Annotated in this window: 17 protein-coding genes; 8 read left to right on the forward strand and 9 right to left on the reverse strand. The window is 72.3% G+C overall.

Features of this window, described 5'->3' with window-relative positions:
* The first annotated feature begins 19 nt into the window (after positions 1–19).
* The 3 genes from IH26_RS0103670 to IH26_RS0103680 are packed head-to-tail and all read left to right on the forward strand — an operon-like array spanning position 20 to position 3,446.
* The gene (locus IH26_RS0103670) at positions 20–592 is read left to right on the forward strand and encodes a TetR/AcrR family transcriptional regulator (RefSeq protein WP_169789708.1); all 573 of its coding nucleotides are present in this window, start codon (positions 20–22) and stop codon (positions 590–592) included.
* Entirely contained in the window at positions 589–2,151 is a 1,563-nt protein-coding gene (locus IH26_RS0103675; RefSeq protein WP_051807417.1) for a methylmalonyl-CoA mutase family protein, read from the forward strand. Before IH26_RS0103670 ends, IH26_RS0103675 begins: the two co-directional genes overlap by 4 nt.
* Complete coding sequence (locus IH26_RS0103680; protein WP_051807418.1) at positions 2,148–3,446, forward strand: SDR family NAD(P)-dependent oxidoreductase; 1,299 nt, start codon at positions 2,148–2,150, stop codon at positions 3,444–3,446. Before IH26_RS0103675 ends, IH26_RS0103680 begins: the two co-directional genes overlap by 4 nt.
* Positions 3,447–3,504: 58 nt before the next feature.
* On the opposite strand, the gene IH26_RS0103685 is transcribed toward IH26_RS0103680, so the two are convergent.
* The 3 genes from IH26_RS0103685 to IH26_RS0103695 form a co-directional block, all read right to left on the reverse strand.
* Entirely contained in the window at positions 3,505–4,944 is a 1,440-nt protein-coding gene (locus IH26_RS0103685; RefSeq protein ID WP_030434665.1) for an RICIN domain-containing protein, read from the reverse strand.
* A gap of 79 nt (positions 4,945–5,023) precedes the next feature.
* Positions 5,024–6,214: a GNAT family N-acetyltransferase gene (locus tag IH26_RS0103690; protein ID WP_169789709.1), complete on the reverse strand. Its 1,191-nt coding sequence runs from the start codon at positions 6,212–6,214 to the stop codon at positions 5,024–5,026.
* An 86-nt stretch (positions 6,215–6,300) separates the two neighbouring features.
* Positions 6,301–7,440 carry an epoxide hydrolase family protein gene (locus IH26_RS0103695; RefSeq protein ID WP_030434667.1) on the reverse strand — a complete coding sequence of 380 codons (1,140 nt, stop codon included), beginning with the start codon at positions 7,438–7,440 and terminating at the stop codon, positions 6,301–6,303.
* A 61-nt stretch (positions 7,441–7,501) separates the two neighbouring features.
* Here IH26_RS0103695 and IH26_RS0103700 point away from each other — a divergent pair, with 61 nt between their 5' ends.
* Together IH26_RS0103700 and IH26_RS0103705 are read left to right on the forward strand one after the other, a co-directional pair.
* Complete coding sequence (locus IH26_RS0103700; protein WP_169789710.1) at positions 7,502–9,952, forward strand: ATP-binding protein; 2,451 nt, start codon at positions 7,502–7,504, stop codon at positions 9,950–9,952.
* Between the two features lie 59 nt (positions 9,953–10,011).
* Positions 10,012–10,434, forward strand: coding sequence for a PPOX class F420-dependent oxidoreductase (locus IH26_RS0103705; RefSeq protein ID WP_030434669.1), 423 nt, complete (start codon positions 10,012–10,014; stop codon positions 10,432–10,434).
* Here IH26_RS0103705 and IH26_RS55435 read toward each other — a convergent pair.
* The 3 genes from IH26_RS55435 to IH26_RS0103720 form a co-directional block, all read right to left on the reverse strand.
* Positions 10,424–12,514, reverse strand: a complete 2,091-nt coding sequence (locus tag IH26_RS55435; RefSeq protein ID WP_051807422.1) for a diguanylate cyclase — start codon at positions 12,512–12,514, stop codon at positions 10,424–10,426. The genes IH26_RS0103705 and IH26_RS55435 overlap by 11 nt on opposite strands.
* 109 nt (positions 12,515–12,623) lie before the next feature.
* Positions 12,624–13,565, reverse strand: a complete 942-nt coding sequence (locus tag IH26_RS0103715) for a carboxypeptidase-like regulatory domain-containing protein (RefSeq protein WP_157437021.1) — start codon at positions 13,563–13,565, stop codon at positions 12,624–12,626.
* Positions 13,566–13,700: 135 nt separating this feature from the next.
* Positions 13,701–13,940 (reverse strand): hypothetical protein, encoded by a 240-nt coding sequence (locus IH26_RS0103720; RefSeq protein ID WP_030434672.1) that lies wholly within the window; start codon positions 13,938–13,940, stop codon positions 13,701–13,703.
* A 34-nt stretch (positions 13,941–13,974) separates the two neighbouring features.
* On the opposite strand from IH26_RS0103720, the gene IH26_RS59450 reads away from it, so the two are divergent.
* Entirely contained in the window at positions 13,975–14,439 is a 465-nt protein-coding gene (locus IH26_RS59450; protein WP_157437022.1) for a hypothetical protein, read from the forward strand.
* 531 nt (positions 14,440–14,970) lie between these two features.
* Here the strand turns inward: IH26_RS59450 and IH26_RS61970 are convergent.
* Positions 14,971–15,168 carry a hypothetical protein gene (locus IH26_RS61970; protein ID WP_211268564.1) on the reverse strand — a complete coding sequence of 66 codons (198 nt, stop codon included), beginning with the start codon at positions 15,166–15,168 and terminating at the stop codon, positions 14,971–14,973.
* A 53-nt stretch (positions 15,169–15,221) separates the two neighbouring features.
* On the opposite strand from IH26_RS61970, the gene IH26_RS0103745 reads away from it, so the two are divergent.
* Positions 15,222–15,851, forward strand: coding sequence for a class F sortase (locus IH26_RS0103745; protein ID WP_281179688.1), 630 nt, complete (start codon positions 15,222–15,224; stop codon positions 15,849–15,851).
* Positions 15,852–15,858: 7 nt separating this feature from the next.
* On the opposite strand, the gene IH26_RS0103750 is transcribed toward IH26_RS0103745, so the two are convergent.
* Positions 15,859–16,791, reverse strand: a complete 933-nt coding sequence (locus tag IH26_RS0103750; protein WP_030434675.1) for a pentapeptide repeat-containing protein — start codon at positions 16,789–16,791, stop codon at positions 15,859–15,861.
* The gene (locus tag IH26_RS53075) at positions 16,784–20,005 is read right to left on the reverse strand and encodes a phage tail protein (RefSeq protein ID WP_051807426.1); all 3,222 of its coding nucleotides are present in this window, start codon (positions 20,003–20,005) and stop codon (positions 16,784–16,786) included. The genes IH26_RS0103750 and IH26_RS53075 overlap by 8 nt, the downstream gene beginning before the upstream one ends.
* A gap of 154 nt (positions 20,006–20,159) precedes the next feature.
* Between IH26_RS53075 and IH26_RS53080 the strand changes: the two genes are divergently transcribed.
* Positions 20,160–20,594 carry a hypothetical protein gene (locus tag IH26_RS53080; protein WP_034213436.1) on the forward strand — a complete coding sequence of 145 codons (435 nt, stop codon included), beginning with the start codon at positions 20,160–20,162 and terminating at the stop codon, positions 20,592–20,594.
* The last annotated feature ends 158 nt before the right edge of the window (positions 20,595–20,752 follow it).

Here is a 20,752-nt window from a genome sequence, read left to right on the forward strand (position 1 = left end):
GGTCCTGCACACTGGCCGGATGTCAGAGTCGCGCGACGCCGCCATCCTGTCCCGTGCCGCCACCCTGTTCTCCGAGCGCGGGTATCACGCCGTCGGGATCCGCGACCTCGCCGAGGCGGTCGGCCTGTCCACCTCGACGCTGTACCACTACTACGCCACCAAGCAGGACATCCTGTTCGCGATCATCAGCCGGTTCCTGGAGGAGTTCACCGGGCGGCAGGTCGCCGGGCTGCGCGACACCACCGTCCCGCCGCGAGAGCGGCTGGGGCGGGCGGTCGTCGCGCACGTCGAGCTCACCGTGACCCGGAGCAAGGAGCTGCTGGTCGGCAGCCCGGTGCTGAACGCGCTGAGCCCCGAGCAGCAGGCGCGGATCGCCGCCCTGCGCCGCGCGTACCGGGACGCGGTCCGCGACGTCGTCGCCGAGGGCGGCTTCCCCGTCGCGGACCCGCTGCTCACCGCCATGGCCATGCTGGACATGCTGGACGGCATCCGCAGCTGGTACCACCCGGACGGGCCGCTCCCGCTGCCCGAGCTGGCGGCGCGCTACCGCACCTTCGCCCTGGCGTTGTGCCAGGCCGGCGGTGAACCGTGACGGCACGCCGGTTCTACACCCCCAAAGACGGCGGTACGGACTACGACCGCATCGCCGACCCCGGCACCTATCCGTTCACCCGCGGCCGGCTGCGGCCCCCGGACGGCTGGATCCAGCGGGAGCTCTCCGGCGAGGGATCGCCCCGCCGCTCCAACGAGCAGCTGCGGATGCTGCTCGCGCACGGCGCCCACGGGGTGGACGTGATCGGCGACAACCCGACCATGTCGGTGATGGACCCGGACCACCCGATGTCCGTGCCCGCGGTCGGCACCACCGGCGTCTCGCTCTGCCGCAAACAGGACTTCCTCGAACTGCTCGACGGCATCCCGCTGGACCGCATCACGCTCAGCCACTCGCTGCCGGCGGCGTTCGCGCTGGCCGGGCAGTACCTCGCCGGGCGGGAGAGCGGCCTGCAACCGGCGGTGCTGCGCGGCTCGGCCATCCAGCCCCCGCTGTACGCCGAGGACTGCTCGTACTCCACGTTCCTGCCGTTCCGGCTGCGCATGCGGCTGGCGCTCGACTCGATCGCGTTCTCGCTGCGCGAGATGCCCCGGTTCCACGCGTTCCTCGAGGACACGTACTACATCTCGGACGGCGGGCTCGACGTGGTCGAGGAGATGAGCCTCGGCCTGCTCGAGATCCGCGAGGTCAGCCGCCGGCTGATCGCCCGGGGACTGCCGGTCGACGCGTTCGCGCCGCGCATCGCGATCCTGGTCAACTGCCGGATGGACCTGTTCGAGGAGATCGCGAAGATCCGCGCCACCCGCCGGCTCTACGCCCGGATGATGCGCGAGGAGTTCGGGGCGGTCGACCCGCGGTCCTGGTCGGTGAACATCGCCGTGCACACCTCGGGACTCAGCCTGACCGCCGCGCAACCGGCCAACAACATCGTGCGCGGCGCGGTCCAGGCGCTGGCGATGGCCATGGCCGGCGTACAGGGCCTGGAGATCTCCACGTTCGACGAGCCGTTCCGTACGCCGTCGGCGGTCGCGCACCAGCTCGCGATCCGCACCCAGCAGATCATCCAGGCGGAGACCGGCGTCGGCGCGGTCGAGGACCCGCTGGGTGGCTCGTGGTACCTGGAGTCGCTGACCGACGACCTCGAACGGCGCATCGACGAGGCGGTCCGCCGGATGGAGGCCCTCGGCGACGTCGACACCCTGGTCGAGAACGGCTACTTCCGCGGCATCTTCACCAACGCCATGGACCGGCACTCGACCTCCGTCCAGGACGGACGACTGCGGATCGTCGGCGTGAACGAGCACGTCGTACCGCCCGAGTCCGACCGGCTGCTCCGGGACGTGGCGGAGGAGCGGTTCCCGCCCGACCTCGCGCACGTCGAGCGCATCCGGTCCTGGCGGCCGACCCGGGCAGATGGTCCATTGCAGGAAAATCTTGCGGACGTACGCCGGGCGGCCGCCGACCCGGAGGCGGACCTGATGGCCCCACTGCTGGCCGCCCTGGACGCCGACGCCACCTTCGGCGAGATCGCCGGTTGCCTCCGCGAGGGGCAGGGCCTGCCGGCCGACCCGTTCGAGTACGCCGGGGCGCACCGATGACGCCGCCACGCCCCGGCCGCTTCGTGATCGGCACGCTCGGTCTGGACCAGCACGAGGTCGGCGCCATGGCGATCAGCCAGATCCTGGTCCGGCACGGCTACGAGGTCATCTATCTCGGCCGGTTCAACACCCCGCACCGGCTGGCCGCCGTGGCCGAGCAGGAGGACGCCGACGTCATCGGCGTCTCGGTGCACTCCTGGGAATTCACCGCGTACGCCGACGAGCTGGTCCGCCGCTGCCGTGACCTGGGGATCGGGCTGGTGTTCGGCGGCAGCGTGCTCACCGACGCCGACCAGGCCGACCTGCTGGCCCGCGGCGCCGATGCGGCGTTCGGCGCCTACCGCGCCGAGGCCGACATGCTCCGGCAGATCGACGCGGTGGTGCAGCGGGTGCGCGCGGGCACGATGGCCCCCGCCGCCCCCGATCCGGGCCCGGCCCCGCTGGCCGGCCGGGTGGTCGTGGTGACCGGCGCCGCACGCGGCCTCGGCCGGGCGTACACCCTGGAGCTTTGCCGCCAGGGCGCCGCCGTGGTCGCGAACGACATCGACGAGGCGGCCCTCAAGGAGACGGTGGACGCCACACGGGGAACGGCCGGCAGCGCCTGCCCGGCCGTCCACGACGTCACCGACCCGGCCACTCCGCGGGCGCTGCTCGACACCGCGCTGCGCCGCTACGGGCAGGTGCACGGCCTGGTGGCCAACGCCGGGGTGCTGCGTTCGGGGCCGGTGCTGCGGCTGGCCGACGACGACCTGCGACTGCTGCTCGACGTACACGTGACCGCGCCGTTCCGGCTGCTGCGGACGTTCGGCGCGTACTGGCGCGCCGAGGCGAAGGCCGGCCGCGCCGTTCCGGCCGCCGCCGTGCTGACCACCTCCGCGGCCGGGCTGTACGGGTTCCGGGCCGAAGCCGCCTACAGCGCGTCGAAGGCGGCCGTGGCCATGCTCACCCGGGTCGCGGCCGACGAACTCGGCCGGTACGGAACGACGGTGAACGCGATCGCCCCCGCCGCCCGCACCCGGTTGACCGACTGGCTGCCCGCGGGCCCCGGCGGCGGCGACGACCCGTGGGCGCCCGAGCATGTCGCGCCGATCGTCGCCGCGCTGCTCGGCCCGGACGCCAGAGAGATCAACGGCCGGGTGGTCGAGGTCGGCAACCAGCAACTGTCGGTGCCCGGCACGTGGCGACCCGGCCCGCCGCACGCGCTGCCGCCCGGCCTGTCGGCGACCGACGCCGGCGCCCTGCTGTCCCGCGCGTTCCGGGAGGCCGGGGATCCCCTTCCCGTCCTCGGCACGTGATCCGGCGCCGTCGTAGCCGGGGAGAGGGCGCCGCCCGGCTCGGGCGGCGCCCCCGGGATCACGCCGCGGTCAGCGTCCAGTGCTGGTTGGCGCCGCCGTTCTGCGCCCACTGCTCGATCTGGGCGCCGGTCGCGGTGGAACCGCTCACCACGTCGGCCACCCAGCCGCTGTTCAGGTTCACCAGGACGAACTGCGTCGACCCGGTGCCGGCCAGCGCCCACTGCTGGTTGGCGCCGCCGTTGCAGGTGTAGATGCTCAAGCGGGTGCCCTGGGTCGTGGAAGAACTGGGGACCTCGAGGCATTTGCCGCTGCCCACGCCGGTGATGGTGTAGACGTTGCCGGAGACCGGGGCCAGGGTCCACCGCTGGTTGGTGCCGCCGGTGAACGACCACTGGATGATCGACGCGCCGTTCGCCGTGCTGCCGCCGGAGACGTCCAGCAGCAGTCCGCTGTTGACGGCGGACAGCTTGTACGTGCCGTTCGCCGGGTTGGTCGCGCCGGTCCAGGTGCCTGCCGTGACGTTCAGCGTCCAACTGCTCTGCCAGCCGATCGAGGCCGTCGTCCCGGACAGGGTGAGGGGGAGCCAGACGAGAGGCGAGGTGCCCAGGTTCGCGGTTGTCCAGCGGTCACCCGCGTACAGGTAAGTGGTGGAGGAACCACCCGAGACCGTGATGATGTTCGCGGTCTGGCTGGTGAAGGTGTTGGTGCCGCTGGGCGCCACCGGCCGCCAGGCCGCCCAGGTGCCGGAGAGCGACGTCGCGGTGGTGTAGTCGTTGTCGTTGGTGCTCCAGCCGGTCAGGTGGGACCCGAGGAGGTAGTAGCGGCCGCCGGCCTTGACCATGGCCGGCGCCTCGTAGTCGGCGAGCACCGCAACGGCCGAGCTCACCGTGAGGTAGTCGCTGGAGAGTTTGTCGATCCGCAGGCCGTTCGCCCGGTCCTCGCTGAGCAGGTATCCGGTGCCGTCGGTGTCCTGGAAGAGGCCGATGTCGCGGCTCTGGTAACCGAGCGGCCGGCTGCTGCCCAGGTAGGTGTAGGCGCCGCAGGGCGTGCTGCTGGTGGCCACGCCGACCTTGGCCTCGGCGTAGTCTGTGCTGTCGATGTGCAGGTACATGACGTACGTGCTGGTCGACGAGTTGTAGATGACCTTGGGCCGCTCGACGATGCGGCTCGGGCCGAGGTCGCCGCTGCTCTGCAGGGAGAGCGCGGCCCGCTGATAGGTCCAGTTCTTCAGGTCGGTCGAGCTGTAACAGTTGATCGACTGGAACGAGGTGTTGCCGGAGCTCTCGCCGGTCTTGTTCTCGCCGAAGGCGTACCAGGTCGATCCGGACTTGAGGATGCCGAGACCGTGCGTCTGCAGGGTGTTGCCGGAGGTGTCGGTCCAGGCCGCGCCGGGCGTGAAGGTCACCGAGGTGTCGGCCAGGGCCGGCCGCGCCGTCGCGGCGGAAGCGAGGGTGACGGCCGCGAGGACGAGAGCGGCTTTCAAGCGTACGGGGAACACGCGATCCTCCCGTGGTGGGCGGGATGAGCTGGGTGTTTACGCTAACATGGAAGACCGCCGATGAGTCCAGAGCCGACCCTCAGAAGTAGTTGTGCAGTGTCGGCACGGGGCCGGCGGTTGCGGCGTGCAGCAGTTCGTCGGTGCCGGCGTCCCCACCGGTCAGGAAACCGCTGCGGCGAAGTTGCCGCGGCGTCGCGGCACCCGCGTACCAGGAGGCCAGGCCGCGCGGTGTCAGCCGGACCGTGCCCGCGCCGCCCGGCTCCAGCCGGCCCTTTCCGCCCTCGAGCACGAGTCGGTGGCGGCCTTGATTCCACGGGCAGACGTCGTCGGTCAGCTCCAGGTCGACCTCGCCGGTCAGGAGCCGCGGCCAGCCGCGGGCGGCGACCGCGCCCGGCGCGTCGACGAGGCGAAGCATCCACGGCTGGGCGGACTCGGGCTTGGCGTCGCCGCGGGCCAGCAGCGACCAGACCGGGTCGGCGGTGCCCAGCCGGATCGCGGTCGTCGGCGCGACACTGGCCCAGCCGCCGAGCATCGCCAGCAGCGTGCGCGTCGCCTCGGGCGTCAGCCCGATCAGGTCGTCCACGGTGAGTCTGCCGCTCTCGTCGTAGCCGGGCCCGCGGTCCCACCTCGCGTACCCGACGATGGCGCCGGTGCCGTCAACGGCGACGGTCAAGCCGTCGTAATCGGCCAGCAGCTGCGCCGGGGTCGCCCCGAAGGCCGGCCCGGACCGCTCCATCATGCCGGTGCCGGCCCGTGCCACCTCGCGGTAGATCTCGCCGACGGTGGGGATGTCGGCCTCGGTCGCCGGACGCAACGTCGTCCCGGCATCGGCGCGAATCTCGGCCAGCACCCGGGTCGGCACCGCGTAGTAGACGAGCGCGCCGACCTCCTCCCAGCCCAGCGCCCGGTATGGCCCCGCGGTGGTGTCGAACAGCGTGCTGATCACCGCGCCGCGTTCCCGGGCCTCCCGCAACAGCCGGGTCAGCACCAGCCGGCCCAGACCACGCCCCCGCAGCTCGGCCGCGGTCGCCACGCCGGCCACCCCGCTGGCCGGTACCACCCGGCCGCCGAACCATTGGCCCTGCTCGCGGTCCACCGCCTTGGCGACCAGCCGCCCGGCCGAGTCGAAGACACCGAACGTCCGCCGGCCGGGCCGTTCGGAGGCCCAGTCCTCGGGCATCGGCTGCCCGTGGTACCCGAACGCAAGGCTCCCGAGCTCCCACGCGAGCCGCTGATCCTCCGTGCCGAGCAACCGGATCCGGTACGTCACGCCCGACATCCTGCCAGCCACCGGCGGCCGGCCGCCTCCGGATATCAGGCGTACAGAGGCCTCCTACGCCTGGGCTTTGTGGATGGTCACTGCCGGGTCAGCGAGGCGAAGAACTCGCGGATGTCGCCGACGAGCAGGTCCGGCGCCTCCAGGGCGGGGAAGTGCCCGCCGCGGTAGAACTCGGACCAGTGCGTGATGTGGTGGGCCCTTTCGGCGAAGCGGCGGATCGCGTAGTCACCGGTCGGGAAGACCGCGACCCCGGTGGGCACCGTGGCCGGCGGCTTGGGGGCCCACATGCTCGCGTCGTGGAACCGTTCGTAGTAGGAGTTGGCGACGCTGCGCGCGGTGTCGGTGAACCAGTAGATGCTCACGGTTGCCAGCATCCGGTCCCGGTCGACGGCCTGCTCGGGCAGTTCCTTGGTCGCGTCGGTCCATTCCCGGTATTTCTCGACGATCCAGGCGAGCTGGCCGGCCGGGGAGTCGGCGAGGGCGTGCGCCAGCGTCTGCGGCCGGGTGCCCTGCAGCTGCATGTAGGCGGACATGTCGTCCTGGAAACGCTTCAGTGCTTCGAGCCGCAACTGTTCGGCCTCGGTCAGCGCCGCCATGTCGGCCGGGTCGCCGGTGGGGAAGGTGACCAGCGCGTTCGCGTGGACGCCGAGGACGTGCTCCGGGTCGACGCGACCCAGCGCCGGGCCGACGAATGCGCCGATGTCGCCGCCCTGCACGCCGTACCGCTCATACCCCAGCCGGGCCATGAGAACCGCCAGTGCGGACGCGATCCGGGTGTCGGTCCAACCCGCCTCGGTGATCGGGCCGGAGAAGCCGAAACCGGGCAGGGACGGGATGACCAGGTGGAAGGGGGTCTCGCCGGTGGTGAGTGGTTCGATCACGTCGAGGAAGTCGACCACCGAACCGGGCCAGCCGTGCAGCAACAGCAGCGGCGTCGCGTCCGCGCGCTCCGAGCGTACGTGCAGGAAGTGCAGATTCTGGCCGTCGATGACGGTGGTGAACTGCGCGTGCCGGTTGAGTTCGGCTTCGACGGCGCGCCAGTCGAACGTGCCTCCCCAGTACGCCACCAACTCCCTGAGGTAGCTCACCGGGACACCGCGCTCCCAGCCGGCCCCGGGCAGCTCGTCGGTCCACCGCGTACGGCGGAGCCGGTCCTTGAGATCGTCCAGGCCGGCCGCCGTGATCTCGATGCGGAAGGGCTCGATGTCGTTCGTCATGCCCTTGATCCTGCTGGTAAAGAGCCGGGTCGCGAATCATGAGAATTCGTTATCCTGGACCGTGAGCATCTTCCGGCGCAGCGCCACGTTCGTCGGCCGCGGCCCCGAACTTCAGGCGCTGCGGGAGGCCTACCAGGACCCGGCCGTCCACACGGCACTGATCTGCGGCGCGGCCGGCATCGGCAAGTCCCGTCTGGTCGACGAGTTCGTCTCCCGGCTCGGTCCGCGGCCGCGGGTGCTGACCGGCCGGTGCGTGCAGTTCGGGAACGACACCGTGGCGTACGCGCCGTTCCTGTTGCCGCTGCGGGAGCTGTCGATCGTTTCGCCGGCCGACTTCGGGCAGGTGCTGACCGCCGTGGAACGGGCCGCCGCGGAGCGGCCGCTCGTGGTGGTGCTGGAGGACCTGCACTGGGCGGATCCGTCCAGCCTGCACCTGCTGGCGTTCCTGGTGGCGAACCTCGACGCCGAGGGCGTTCTGCTGGTCGCCACCTTCCGGTCGCCCGGCGGCCGGCTCCGCCAGGTGGTGGCCGAGCTGTCCCGGCTGCCGGCGGTCCGCGTGCTCACCCCGGCGCCGCTGAGCCGGCACGAAACCGGGCGGCAGCTCGCCGCGCTGCTGGGCCGCGAGCCGGAGCCGACCCTGGTCACCCGGGTCTTCCAGCGCAGCCAGGGCAACCCGCTGTTCATCGAGGCGCTCGGCGACGCGCCCGAGGACAATCCGGCCGAGCTGCTCGAGCTGCTGGTGGCCGGGCTGCCGGAATTGACCGCCGACGGCAGCCGGGTGCTGGCCCTGGCCGCGGTCGCCGGCACGACCGTCGAGCACGACGTCCTGGCGGCCGTCGCCGAGCTGCCCGAATTCTCGCTGCACCGGGCCCTGCGGGAGCTCGTGGACGGGCAGGTGCTGGTGGCAGCCGGCGCCGGCTACGAGTTCCGCCACGCGCTGATCCGCCAGGCCGTCTACGACCGTCTGTTGCCGGCCGAGAGAACCGGCCTGCACCGGCAGTTCGCCGCCGTGTTGTCGGCGATGCCGGAGCGCGTCGCCCAACTCGCGGCACACGCCTACGCGGCCGGGGAACACGCCTGCGCGTTGCGCTCGGCCTGGCAGGCCGCGCTGCGGACCGGACCGGGCGCCGAGCACGTACGGCTGCACCTGCTGGAACGGGTGCTGGAGCTGTGGGCGCAGGTCGACGACAAAGCCGGGCTGGACCGGCTGACCGTCCTGGATCACGCGGCGGAGGCCGGCCTCGCCACGAACGCGGTTGCCGCGGGCCTGCGCTGGTCGGCCGAGGCTCTGGCGGCGGCGCCGGATCCCCGGCGGTACTACCGCCAGGCGGTGCTCAAGAGTCTGGGTCACGGCGACGGCCGGGACGAACTGCATCGGGCGCTGCGGCTGCTGCCCGAGGCGTCGCCACTGCGTGGTGACGTGCTCGCCGCGCTGGCGATCGGCTGCATCTTCGCCGGCGACCTCGGACCCGGCGGGCGGTACGCCGCGGCCGCGCTCGAGGTGGCCGAGCAGGTCGGCAGCCCGTCGCTGCTGGCCCGCGCCCACGCGTATCTCGGCCTGGCCGCGGAGGGCGACCCGACGGCCGCGGCCCGGCACTTCGCGGCGGCCCGGGCGACCGCGGATCCGCTGACGATGATCGACGTCGCCGTCTGGGAGTCGGCGCTGCACGTGAGCATGGGCGCCTACCGGACCGCCGTCGAGGTCGTCCAGGCCGGCCTGCGCACCGCCCACGAGACGTTCCAGTACGAGAAACGCGCGCCGGTCCTGGTCGTCAAGTGGGTACAGGCGCTGACCGCCCTGGGCGAGTGGGCGCAAGCTCTCGATCTGATCGACGAGGCCCTCGGCGAGCCGGACCGGCCGCGGCTCAGCCAGGCCGCGCTGCGCATCAGCCGCGGCGAGATCCACCTCGCGCGGGGTGACCGGGCGGCCGCCGCGGCCGACGCCGACTGTGCCCGCCGGCTGCTCGGCGACGGCCCGGCCGTCCGGCGGTACCGGATCAGGCTGGGCGCGCTGGACATCCGGCTCGCTCCGGACCGGGCCGGGGAGATCTACGCCGGGCTGGCCGACGGCTTGGCCGCGTACCCACACGAGGCGTGGGCCCTGGTGGCCGCGAAGGCGGGGGCGCCCGGTCCGGCCGAGGTGCCGGACATCGCGGTGGTCGGGCCGGTGGACGAGGCGTACCGGGCCATGGCTCGCGGCGATCGGGAGGCCGCCGCGCGTGGCTGGCGTGCGCTCGCTCAGCCGTACGAGCTGTCGCTGTGCCAGGGCGGGGCGCCGCGACCGGCGCCCGGCCGGCCGGCCATCCTCGGGCTGACCGCGCGCGAGGTGGAAGTTCTGCACCTGGTCGCCGAGGGCCGGAGCAACCGGCAGATCGCCGCGGAGCTGTTCATCAGCAGCAACACGGCCGGCGTGCATGTGTCCCGGATCCTCGCGAAACTCGGCGCCGCCACCCGTACCGAGGCGGCCCGCCGATTCCTGGACGCCCGTGGAACCGGTCCGCACCTGCCTTGAGCCGAAGTCCGTTCCGTGCCCCTTGACTTCGAGCCAGGTTTAACTTGCAGCCTGTGGAAATGACCTTCACACCGTCTGAGATCGCCTACCTCGACGAGCAGCCCCTGGGCCGCCTGGCCACGCTGCGCCCCGACGGCACCCTGCAGAACAGCCCGGTCGGGTTCCGCTACAACCGTGCCCTCGGCACGATCGACATCGGCGGCCACAACCTGACCTCGAGCCGCAAGTACCGCAACGTCGCGGCGAACGGGCAGGTAGCGTTCGTCGTCGACGACGTGCCGTCACTGAGCCCGTGGAAGGTGCGCTGCCTGGAGATCCGGGGCACCGCCGAGGCGATCGAGAAGCCGTCCGACTCGGCCTACGGCAGCGGCGACCCGATCATCCGGGTCCGGCCCCGGCGGGTCATCAGCTACGGCACCGAGGAGCGGGGCGCCGTTCCGGGCCAGGTGCGGTCCCACAACCGCGACGTGGTCAGACGGTAGCCCGGTGCGGTGCGGGCGTGGCGGGATTGGCCTCGAGCTCCTCCACGAGGGCGGCCACCACCACGGGGTCCAGCTGGGTGCCGGCGGAGTCGCGCAACTCGCCGATGGCTTCGGCGGTGGTGCGTGGCGAGCGGTACGGGCGGTCGGCGGTCATCGCGGAGTAGGCGTCGGCGGCGGCCACGATGCGGGCGTCGAGCGGGATCTGGTCGCCGGCGAGGCCGTCGGGGTAGCCGGTGCCGTCGAAGCGCTCGTGGTGGTGGCGTACCGCGGCGCAGGCCGGCGCCAGCTCCGGGAAGTGCCGCAGCAGGTCGGCGCCGACCGCCGAGTGCGTGCCCACGGTGCACCGCTCGGCGTCGGTCAGCGGGCCGGGCTTGACGAGGACGGCGTCCGGGACGGCGATCTTGCCGACGTCGTGCAGCCAGCCGCCGAGCTGGACCCGCAGGACGTCCTCGTCGGCGAGGCCGAGCCGGCGGGCGACCGCGGCGGACAGGTCGGCCACCTGGCGGCTGTGCGCGCCGAGATTGCCCTCGCGCAGGTCGCTGCTGATCGCCAGGGCCTCCGCGATGTGCAGGCACTCGGGCTGCTCGGCGCGCAGGTCGGCGCTGCCCAGCTGGGAGAAGGTACGCAGCCGGTTGCGGCCCTGCCGCTTGGCGGAGTAGAGCGCCCGGTCGGCGAAGTCCAGGGCGTGCTCGGCGGAGCCGTCGTCGTGCGCGACCATGGCCGCGCCGATCGAGATCGTCACCGGCACGAGCGCGCCACCGGGCAGGGTGACCGGCCGTTCGGCGATCGCCAGGCGTAGCCGCTCGCCCAGCTCGGCCAGCGCCCCCTCGTGGTCGAGGCCGGGCGCCACCACGCAGAACTCCTCGCCGCCGATACGGGCGACGACGTCCCATTCCCGTACGCCGGTGCGCAGCCGCTCGGCCACCGCCACCAGGACCGTGTCGCCGCCGCTGTGCCCATACCGGTCGTTGACCCGCTTGAAGTGGTCGACGTCGACCATGAGCACGCCGAGGCCGGGCCCGGTCGATCCCCGGGCCAGCTCGTGCTCGATGGTCTCCATCGCGTGCCGGCGGTTGAACAGCCCGGTCAGCGCGTCGACCCGGGACCGCTGCTCGGCCTCGGCGCGGGCCTGCTGCTCGGCGGCGAATTCCTGGGCCGCGGATTTCCGGTACCGGCGGAAGCCGACCAGCGCCGCCGCGAGCATCAGGACGGCCAGGCCGAGCAGCGCCGCCTGGGTGGGTTGGACGGCCAGCTGGACGGTCGAGCGGGGGCGTGCCGCCGCGACGACGTACCAGCCCGGTGCGTCCGGGACCTCGCGGACGGCGTACCGCCAGTGGCGAGCGGTGACCAGGCCGGCGCCCGCGGTCGTGGGGAGCGCCGGGACGTGCGGTCCGGCACTGGTCACCGCCGTACCGTCGACCAGCCCGACCTGCAGTGCCAGGGCGGAGTCGCGGTCGGCGGCGAGGACCCGGCCCAGGGCGGCGGTCGACAATTCCAGCTCGATGTACGCCCGTACGCGCCCGTCGACCGCAACCGGCACGGTCACCGCGACCACCGGGACGTCCGCGGTCGGCGACCGGAACGGTTCGCTGATCAACGCGCTGTCGACCGGCGTGCCGATGCCCTGCCAGTAGGACGGCCATGATCGTACGTCGTGCGACAGCCGGGCGGCCGGTACCGGCTTGCCGTCGACCACCCGGGCGTTCTCGGCGCCGTCGACGTCGACGTAGCCGGCCTCGACGATCCGGTCGGGGTAGAGCTGCCACAGGTACATGAGCGCGTTGTTGATCTCCCGGCCCGGGCCGGCGACCGCCGCGATCGCCGCCGCCTGGGAGCCGGCGTCGGCGTAGAACTCGGAGAACGGCGGGATCCGCGAGGTCACCCGGGCCAGCGCGCGCATCCGCTCCAGCTCGGTGTCGACCAGTGCCGCCTTCTCGCCGGCCGCGGTGACCAGGTTCCGGTCGAGTTGCGCCCGCTCGGTCGACGCCCGCGACGCCGCGACGGCCGTGCCGAGCACCGCCGTCAAGACACCCAGTGCCGCGAAGAGGAACGAAATCCACCGCAGGCCCGTACGCTTCACGGGGCCCCTATCGACCGCGTCCCCCCCGCGGTTGAGGCTTCGGGCCCTCCGGTTCGGCGGCCTGGACCGGAAGCAGCCCCGGATCGCTCCGGGGCTGTTTCGGGGACCGTCAGCTCGGCAGCAGCTGGTCGTTCACCGTCGTGACGGTGCCGAGCGCCAGCGTGACCTCGTCGGCCTCCTCGTACGACAGCTTCCGGTATGCCCACTGCACGCGCCCGTCGGCCAGCCGGAAATACACCTTGACCGCGCCCGGCGCCAGCTTGTCGAGCCGGTACCGGCCGTCCGCGTCCGTGGCGGCCGCGAAGTCCTGCGCGCTCGTGGTGACCAGGTGCACCGCAGCGTCCGCGACCGGCGCCCCCGCGGCGTCGACGAGGCGGCCGGTGAGCGACGCGGCCGGCAGCAGGCGCTCGCTGACCCGCAGCGTCCGGCCGGACCGGACCGGGTACTGCCGGGCCTGTGCCCGGTCGAGGGTGCCCGGTGCGAACTGCTCGAAGTGGCCGTCGGTGAAGCGGATGACGTAGTAGCGGTCCGGGGCGACCCGCATGGTGTACGTGCCGTCGGCCGCCGTCGTGGCGGACCAGGCGGCCGCGTGCTCGTCGTTCTCGGCGGTGACCGTGACGCCGGCCGCCGGCCCGCCGGAGGCGGCGAGGACCGTGCCCCTGATGGTGCTCGCGGCCGTCACGACGCTGTTGGCCACCGTGTTCCGGCCGGCGACGACCGCGTACGTCCGCGCCGCGTCGAAGCTGTCGGTGCGGCCCGGGGCGTACTCGTACCAGCCGCCGAGGCCGATGTAGATCTTGTAGCCGGCCGCCTCCAGGCCGGTGACCCGGAAGCGTCCGGCGGCGTCGGTGTGGGTCTCGGCGACGGAGCCGCCGGCGGGCGTGAGCGGGTAGACGAGGATCTCGGTGCCGGCCATGACCGCACCACGGGTGTCCCGGACCGAGCCGGAGAGGCTGCCGGTCCCGGTGTCCGCGAGCGCGGGCGAGGCCACGGCCATGGCCGCCGCGAGGCCGGCGAGTACCACGCCGGCGATGACTCTGGGCGTACGCACTGATGGTGTCCCTTCGACTGAGGGTGATCGTGTGTCGGGGACGCTAGCGATGGCGGCGGCCCGGTGAGCGGACCGTCCACTGTGATGGCACGAAGCCGGTAGTGACGACCCGGTTACCGTCAGCTGTGCGGCAGATCAGGTCAGTCTGGCCCGGCCGAGGTATCGCGTCATCGTCATCATCGAGACGGCGCCGCGTAACAGGCGGCGCCGGGTCGGGCCGAGGTCGGCCACGAGCACCTCGCGGAACGGCGGATAGCGGAAACGAAATCCGGCCGCCGTGTCGTCCACGATCCGGCGTTGAATGGCCGGTTCGAGCGCGGCCAGCAACCGGGCCGGCTCCAGATCCGGGGTGAGCCGCTCCGCCGGTACGACCACCGGACCCGTCGCGAGGCGCCGCAGCAGTTCCCGGGTGTCGTCCGGCAGGTCGTCGAGCTGCTGCCGGACGACCTCGCGCAGGTGCTCCGGGATCCCCTCGTCGGGCGCCGGCGGCGCGGACAGCTCGGCCAGGAACGGCGCCGCGGCTCAGCCCTCGGCCGCCGCCCCGCCCGCGAGCCTCCCGCCGGCCGCACCCCGCACCTCGGGCCCCGCACCGCACGGCTGCACGCCCCCGGCCAGCTCGGTGACCATCACCGACTCCGACAACGGCGGCGTGGTCTGCGTGACCGCCGGCGGCCGGCTCACCCTGCACCTGTCCGGCACCGGCTGGAAGAAGCCCACGTCCGACGGCGCGATCCTCTCGCCCGCCGGCGCCACCACGTTCAAGGCGGTCAGCGCGGGCAAGACCACCATCACGTCCTCCCGGCCCGCCTGCCCGTCCGGGACGGTCACCTGCCACGCCATCCAGGGCTTCCAGGTCCGCGTCGTGGTCAGCTGAACCGCCCGCGGCAGGCCGACCGATCCCCGTTCGTGCGTAGCCGGCGGCCGTGAGCCCGAGCCCAAGGCAGACGGCGGCGCCGGCGAGGGAAGCGACGCCGGGACTGTCGACTACCTGACCTGACAACCGCGGCAACCTGTGTGCCGCCGGCCGATCGCCGCGTTCGGAGATCTGACCGCCCCACCCCGCCCAGCCGATGAGAATGGTGTGGTCGCGTAGACGACAACAATTCCGGTGCGATATTCGTAGCATTCATCGATCGCGGCGGTTCGCCGCGACAATCGATGCTGCGGAAGGCGGACCGATGTCGGAAATCGCACCAGGAACCGGGGGGCGTCCACGGCGGCGCAGGCTGGCGATTTTGATCTCGCTCCTGCTTCTTCTTCTCCTTTTGATCATTTTGTTGCTCGCATTCTGCGGAAACGGCGACGGCACCCCGGTGGGCCAGCCGTCGTCCAGCTACCCGTCCTCGCCGACCACTGCGCCCACGACGACACCGCCGACGACACCACCGACAACACCGCCCACCACTCAGCCGACCACCACGCCGCCGACGACTCGGCCCACGACGCCGCCGACCACCAGGCCCACGACCCGGCCGACCACGCCGCCGCCGAGCGGTGGGGTGGAAGCCGGCGGTGGCAGCACGGCCGGCGGCGGCAACGATGGTCTGATCGTCCTGGGCGCGCTGAGCATGCTGGCCGCGATGGGCGTGGCGGTCGTCGCCACCCGGCCACCTGCCAAGAGCTGACGTGCGGCCGGCAGTGGTGGCACTGGCGGCCGTGCTGGCACTGACCGGCGGCCTTCTTGTCGGTGCCGGGGTACGTGTTCCGCCCACCCCACCCCAACCCCCGGGCGGCACTCCGCTCGCCGGCCCCGGGGTCGCGGGGACGGCTGGGTCTTCGCCCGGGGGTCGCGTTGCGCCCGGGCCGGACCGTTCGCCCGCAACGCTTTCCCGGCCCGTCCCGACCCGGCTCGACATTCCGGCTATCGGCGTGCACACCCGCCTGATCGAGCTCGGCCTGAACGCGGACGGCACGCTGCAGGTGCCGCCGCTCTCCGGCGATGCGCCGGCCGGCTGGTACCGGAATTCCCCCACGCCCGGCGAGCCGGGCGCGGCGATCCTGGTCGGCCACGTCGACTCGGCCCGGGACGGCGCCGCGGTCTTCTACCGCCTGGGCGCGCTGAAACCCGGCGACGACATCGCGATCACCCGCGCCGACGGGATCGTGGCGCATTTCGCGGTCTCGCGCGCCGCGGCGTACCCGAAGAATGCTTTTCCCACCGCCCAGGTCTACGGCCCGGTCACCGATCCCGAACTGCGCCTGATCACCTGCGGCGGCTCATTCAACCACCGCCTGGGCTCCTACCGCGACAACGTGATCGTCTGGGCCACAAAAGAAGCGGGTTGACCGGCGGTCACAGCTCGCGCGCGCATTCTTCGTCCCACGCCAGCAGCCTCGCGGCGGCCTCGTCGCGCTCCGCCTCCGTCTCGCCGAGCTGGTCGCGGTGCCAGATCCCGACCTTGCGGCGCGGGTGAGCCCACCGGAGCTGGTTGGCCGCCACCGCGCCGAGCGGATCGTCCAGGCCGAGCTCGCGCGATGCCCGTTGGAGCACACAGGGATAGTGGTGGACAACGACATGCTCGTTGCCCTCCGGGAACCGCACCCGGTCGAGTTCCAGCTTCCGGAACTCCACGAAGTGGAGCGCGGCGCCGCTGAAGTCGATCTCCTCCATCGGGTTCACGTCGGGTCCGTGAAGGCCGGGCAGCGGCTCCTGGAAGATGACCCGCCGCAACGGCCCGGCGAAGGTGCAGCGGACGAAGCTCACCGCCATGAAATCGACATCCTCGAGCCGGGCGTGCGAGAAGTCCACATCGGTGAACGAGGCCGCGACGCAGCCGGTGTGGCGCATGTCAGCGCCCCGGAAGCTCGTCTTCGAGAAACGCGTCCATCCGCTGTCGGACCAGCCGCCCAGGCCGGATCGGCGCAAGTCGGCACCGTCGAAGGAGCAGCCGGTCACGGCGACGCCCAGCAGCACGAAATCGGTCAGGACGCAGCGGTCGAACCGGCAGTTCTCCAGCTGCGCGTCGATGAACCCGACCTCGTCCAGCCGGGCACCGGAGAAGTCGACGCCCTCGACCCGTACGTTTTCGAAGAGAAGTCCCTCCGCCACGTCGGCAGCCTGCTCGGCGGGGAGGAGGGCGGCGACATCTTCGGGCCGCGGGGCGGTGACGTCGCGCAGATCGACCCGGCCGTTCGTGGTCGGCCGCACCGAACCCACCGGCCGGCCGGTGAGCAGGCGCGCGAACGCCTCGGCGACGCCCGGCTGGTCCGGAACAGTCTCAGGCATTCTGCTTCCCCTTCGTGCCGAGCTCCTTGTCGATGACCTTCTCGGCCGCCATCAGGTCGGCCTTTCTCGCGGACTTGTACTCTTCCCAGCTCTGGGGCTGGTATAGCAGACCCAGAGCCTCGACCCCGTAGGTGCCGGCGTAGCTGGCGATGTGATCGGTCCACGCGTTGTAGGTGGTGACGTCGGCCCACCATTGGCCTGGTTTGTAGACATCGGGCATCTTGGTGCCCTTGGGCAGGCCGCGCGGGGAGATCTTGGCGCGGCTCTTGATGCGCTCCTTGTCGACCTCGGCCAGAAGCTTGAACGTCGTGTCGATCTGGGTGCCCTGATGCCAGTAGAAGCGGACGTACCACGGCGCCTGTTTCTCGTTGCCGGAGTCCTTGTCCGGCTCGGGACCGGCCTTCGTGTGCTCGGTGCGGTAGCCCCGGACGATGTCGTAGGTCTGATTGTCGGTGAGGCCGCGCGACCGGAACTGCCCGGCCGCGGCGTCCTTCAGCGTCCGCAGAGCCCCCTCCAGAGGTTTGCTCCACTTCGCGGCCGCCGTGAGGTCCGACGCATCGTACTTACTGCCGTACTCCGCGATCGCCTGCTTGGCCCACCCGAAGTTGTCCTTCGCCGTCTTCCGGGCCGCCTTGAGCGCCGCCGCGTCCTGATCCTTGGCTGCCTTGGCGGACTCCGCCTTGACCTCCATCGCCGCGTTCGTGGCTCGGACGGCGTACCGGTTGATGTGCTCGAGTGCCTTGACCTGGTCGGCGTTGGCCGGGTCCGGTTTCAGCACGACGACCATGCCGCGGATCTTGTCGACGACCCGGCCGGACACGCTGGCGATGGTGAACTCGCCGTCGGCGGCCAGCTCCAGTTCGTGCGCCTGGCCGCTCATCGAGACGGTGTCCTTGATCGGATCCATCCCGGGGCCCTTGGCGGGGGTGCCCTCCGCACCCTTGCCGTCCTTGCCGTCGCGGCGGAAAACGCTCTTGATCTTGTTCCAGAGCTTCTTCATCAGCGCGACGATCTTGTCGATCACCCAGTCCAGGGCCCGGCCGACCATGGCCGCCACCTTCTCGAAGAACTTCTTCACCCGGCCCGGGATGCCGCCCAGTCCCAGGATCGAGGCCAGCACGCCGATCAGCACCGGGATCGAGCGGGCCAGCGCCTTCTCGATCAGCGCGGGGACGCCGCCGGTGCCGCCCTGGGCTATGGAGATCACCGCGTCCAGGACCGCGTTGACGAACTCGACGATCTGGCGGCCTCGCTCGACCACGAAGCGGACGATGTCGATGATCAGCTTGACCGCTCGGACGAAGGCCGACGCCGGGTTGAGCAGCGACAGGATCCAGGTGATGCCGGCCTCGATGACCGTCGGGATGATGAAGTCGGCGATGTTGTCGAACAGGTTCTTCCTGAGATCGCCGACCCGCTCCTTGATCTCCTCCCAGAGACCGGCGATGCCCTCCTTGGCGATCCGGGTGAACAGCGGAACCGCCCGCTCCAGATACCCGATCGCGGTCACCATCGGCTTCGGCAGCTTGCGCATGATGCGAGCCCGGATCGCCTCGATCGTCAAGCCCAGCAAGGACGCCAGCATCAGCAGCACACCCTTGGCGTCCCACTTGGCCGGGAGCTGGAGCCCAGCCTCGGCCGCCGCGCCGGTCAGCCAGCCGAGCAGGCCCTCGATGAGGTGCTTGCCGATGTTGCCGAGGAACAGCTTCAGCCCCGCGCCGACCGCGGACACCAGGTTGCGCAGGAACCCGATCGGGTCGCCCAGGATCAGCATGATCGCCTGCGCGGCCTTGCGCAGGACGCCGAGCAGCAGGTTCTTGAGCTCGATGATCGTCTTGATGACGCCCTTGACCGCGTCGATCGCCTTGGCGACCAGGCCCTTGTTCTTCTCCCGCTCGGCCTTGATCTCGTCGTCGACGGCCTTGAGCGCCTCGTTGTACTTCGACGCCAGCGTGTCGACCAGCTCGGTGCCCTTGTCGTCCACCGACTGCTGGAGGTCGTCGAAACGGCTCGCGAACTCGGCCGCGGCCTGCCGTCCGAGCTCCTTCTGATCGGCGGGCAGGGCGTCGATGGCCTCCTGCAGTTGCGTACGCCCCTGGGCGATCCGCTGTTTGGCCCGGCCCAACTCGCCCGCGATGAGGTCGGCGACGGCCGAGATGACGTCGCGCATGCGGGTCACGTAGCCCTCGCGGGCCCGCTGGAAGATCTGGTCGGCCTCGGCCGGGAGCCCGAGGAGCTTGTCGCGGCCCCAGCGGTAGAGCCCGATCGCCCCGCTGTACCGCCGGTCCTTGTACTCCTCCATCTTCTTCTTGTGCTCGCCGGTGAACCAGTCGCGGGTCACCTTCTCCCGCGCCGTGAACTCGGTGTCCACCTTGCCGTCGAGATCGGCGAGGATCTTCTCGACGTCGGCCCTGGTGGCGTCGAAGACCCGGTGCAGCGTCGCCGTCACCGCGGCCTGCCTGGCCTCGTCGGCGGTCTGCGCCCGGCCCTTGCCCGCGGCCACCTGCTGTCCCGCCGCGACCCGGTCGGCGGCCAGCGCGGCCATGCCTTGCGCGCCGATCGCGCCGGCGTCCGCCTGGGCGCCGGCCAATGTCGCATGCTCGCTCGCGCGGACCTTCCCGGGCGCCGTCTCCGAATGCCGCGCGGCCTTCTCCCGCTCGCCGAGAGCGGCTGTGAACTGTGGCTCGTTCGACCTGGCCAGCTGCGTCTCGGTGACCTGAGCCGAGGCCATCTGCTGGTCGATGGCCCGGGGCCCACCGGAGAAGTCGGTGGCGGCGGCCGGCGCGGGGTCGGGAATCGCCTGGCTGGGGTTGGGACGCCCGGGCACGCCGGGCGGTTGGTCCGCCTTCAGAGGTACGACGGACTTGTCGACGACGTGCGAGGTGTCCGGCGCCGCGGCCGTGGTGCCGGCGATCTCCCCGGCGGCGGCCTGCTTGCCCCCCTTCACCTGCCCCTGGACGTCCGCCTTGACCGCGTCGGCCTTTCCCGAGTCCCCGAACTCGTCGGCCTCCGCCAGGTTCTTCGGCGCCTGCTTGGCCACCGCGGTCTCGACGGCCGAGATGAACGCCGCCTTGTCGAACTCCTGCGGCTTCGCGGCATCCATGTGCCCGGCCTGCGCCACCTTGCCCTCGGCCTCCCGGTGATCGGCCGGTTGCCGTGCGGCCGCGCCCGCGGCGGCGGCTTCCGCCTTCGCCGGTGGGTGACTGCTCGCCACTGCTTTCTTTTTCTTGTGTACGTCGTGAGCCAGCGCCACAAACTTCGGGTCGTTCCCGGGCCCTCGCCGCACAGCCGGCGCGGCCGCCACCCCGGTCCCCGACTGCTCGCCCGCCGCCGCGGGCGAACTCGACGCGGCCGCCGGCGCAGCCGGCGTGGCAGCGGGCGCGCTCGACGCCGCGGCCGGGGCACCCGGCGCGGTAGCGGGCGCGCTCGACGCTGCGGCAGCGCTGGCCGCGGTCGACGAGCCTCCGGCCGTCGCCGCCGCGCCCGTTGTGGGCGTGGCCATCGCGCTTGTCCCCGGCGTTGGCGTCGCGCTTGCCATGGGCGGCGCGGTCGCGTTCCCCGCGGGTGCGGCCGGTGCGGTTGCGGGTGTCGGGCTCGCTGCGCCCGAGGCGAGAGAGGCCGCGGCGCTGGGGGCGGACAGTGCCGTGCGGCCCGTCGAGCTGCCCGAGGCCGGCGCGGTCGTCGGGCTCGACGTGGCGGCACGCACGAGGGGCGCGCCGCCCGCCGGCCTCGGACCGGATGTGGTCCCGGGCGGCTGTGCGCTCCGGGAAAGCATGGCCAGCGTGGGCACCCCCGCTGCCTGACCGGAGAGAAGCGACGCCGCGGCGGCATTGCCGCCCGGCGGCCGTGCGGTCCGGCTCCCCGTGCTCGAAGCGGCCGGCGAGCGTCCCGGGCCGGCCGCCCGCGCCGCGGCCGGACGCGGGGAAGGCTTGGGGAGGCGGGCCTTCGCCGGGGCGGGCAT

The organism is Actinoplanes subtropicus, assembly GCF_000721705.1.
Lineage (GTDB): Bacteria > Actinomycetota > Actinomycetes > Mycobacteriales > Micromonosporaceae > Actinoplanes > Actinoplanes subtropicus.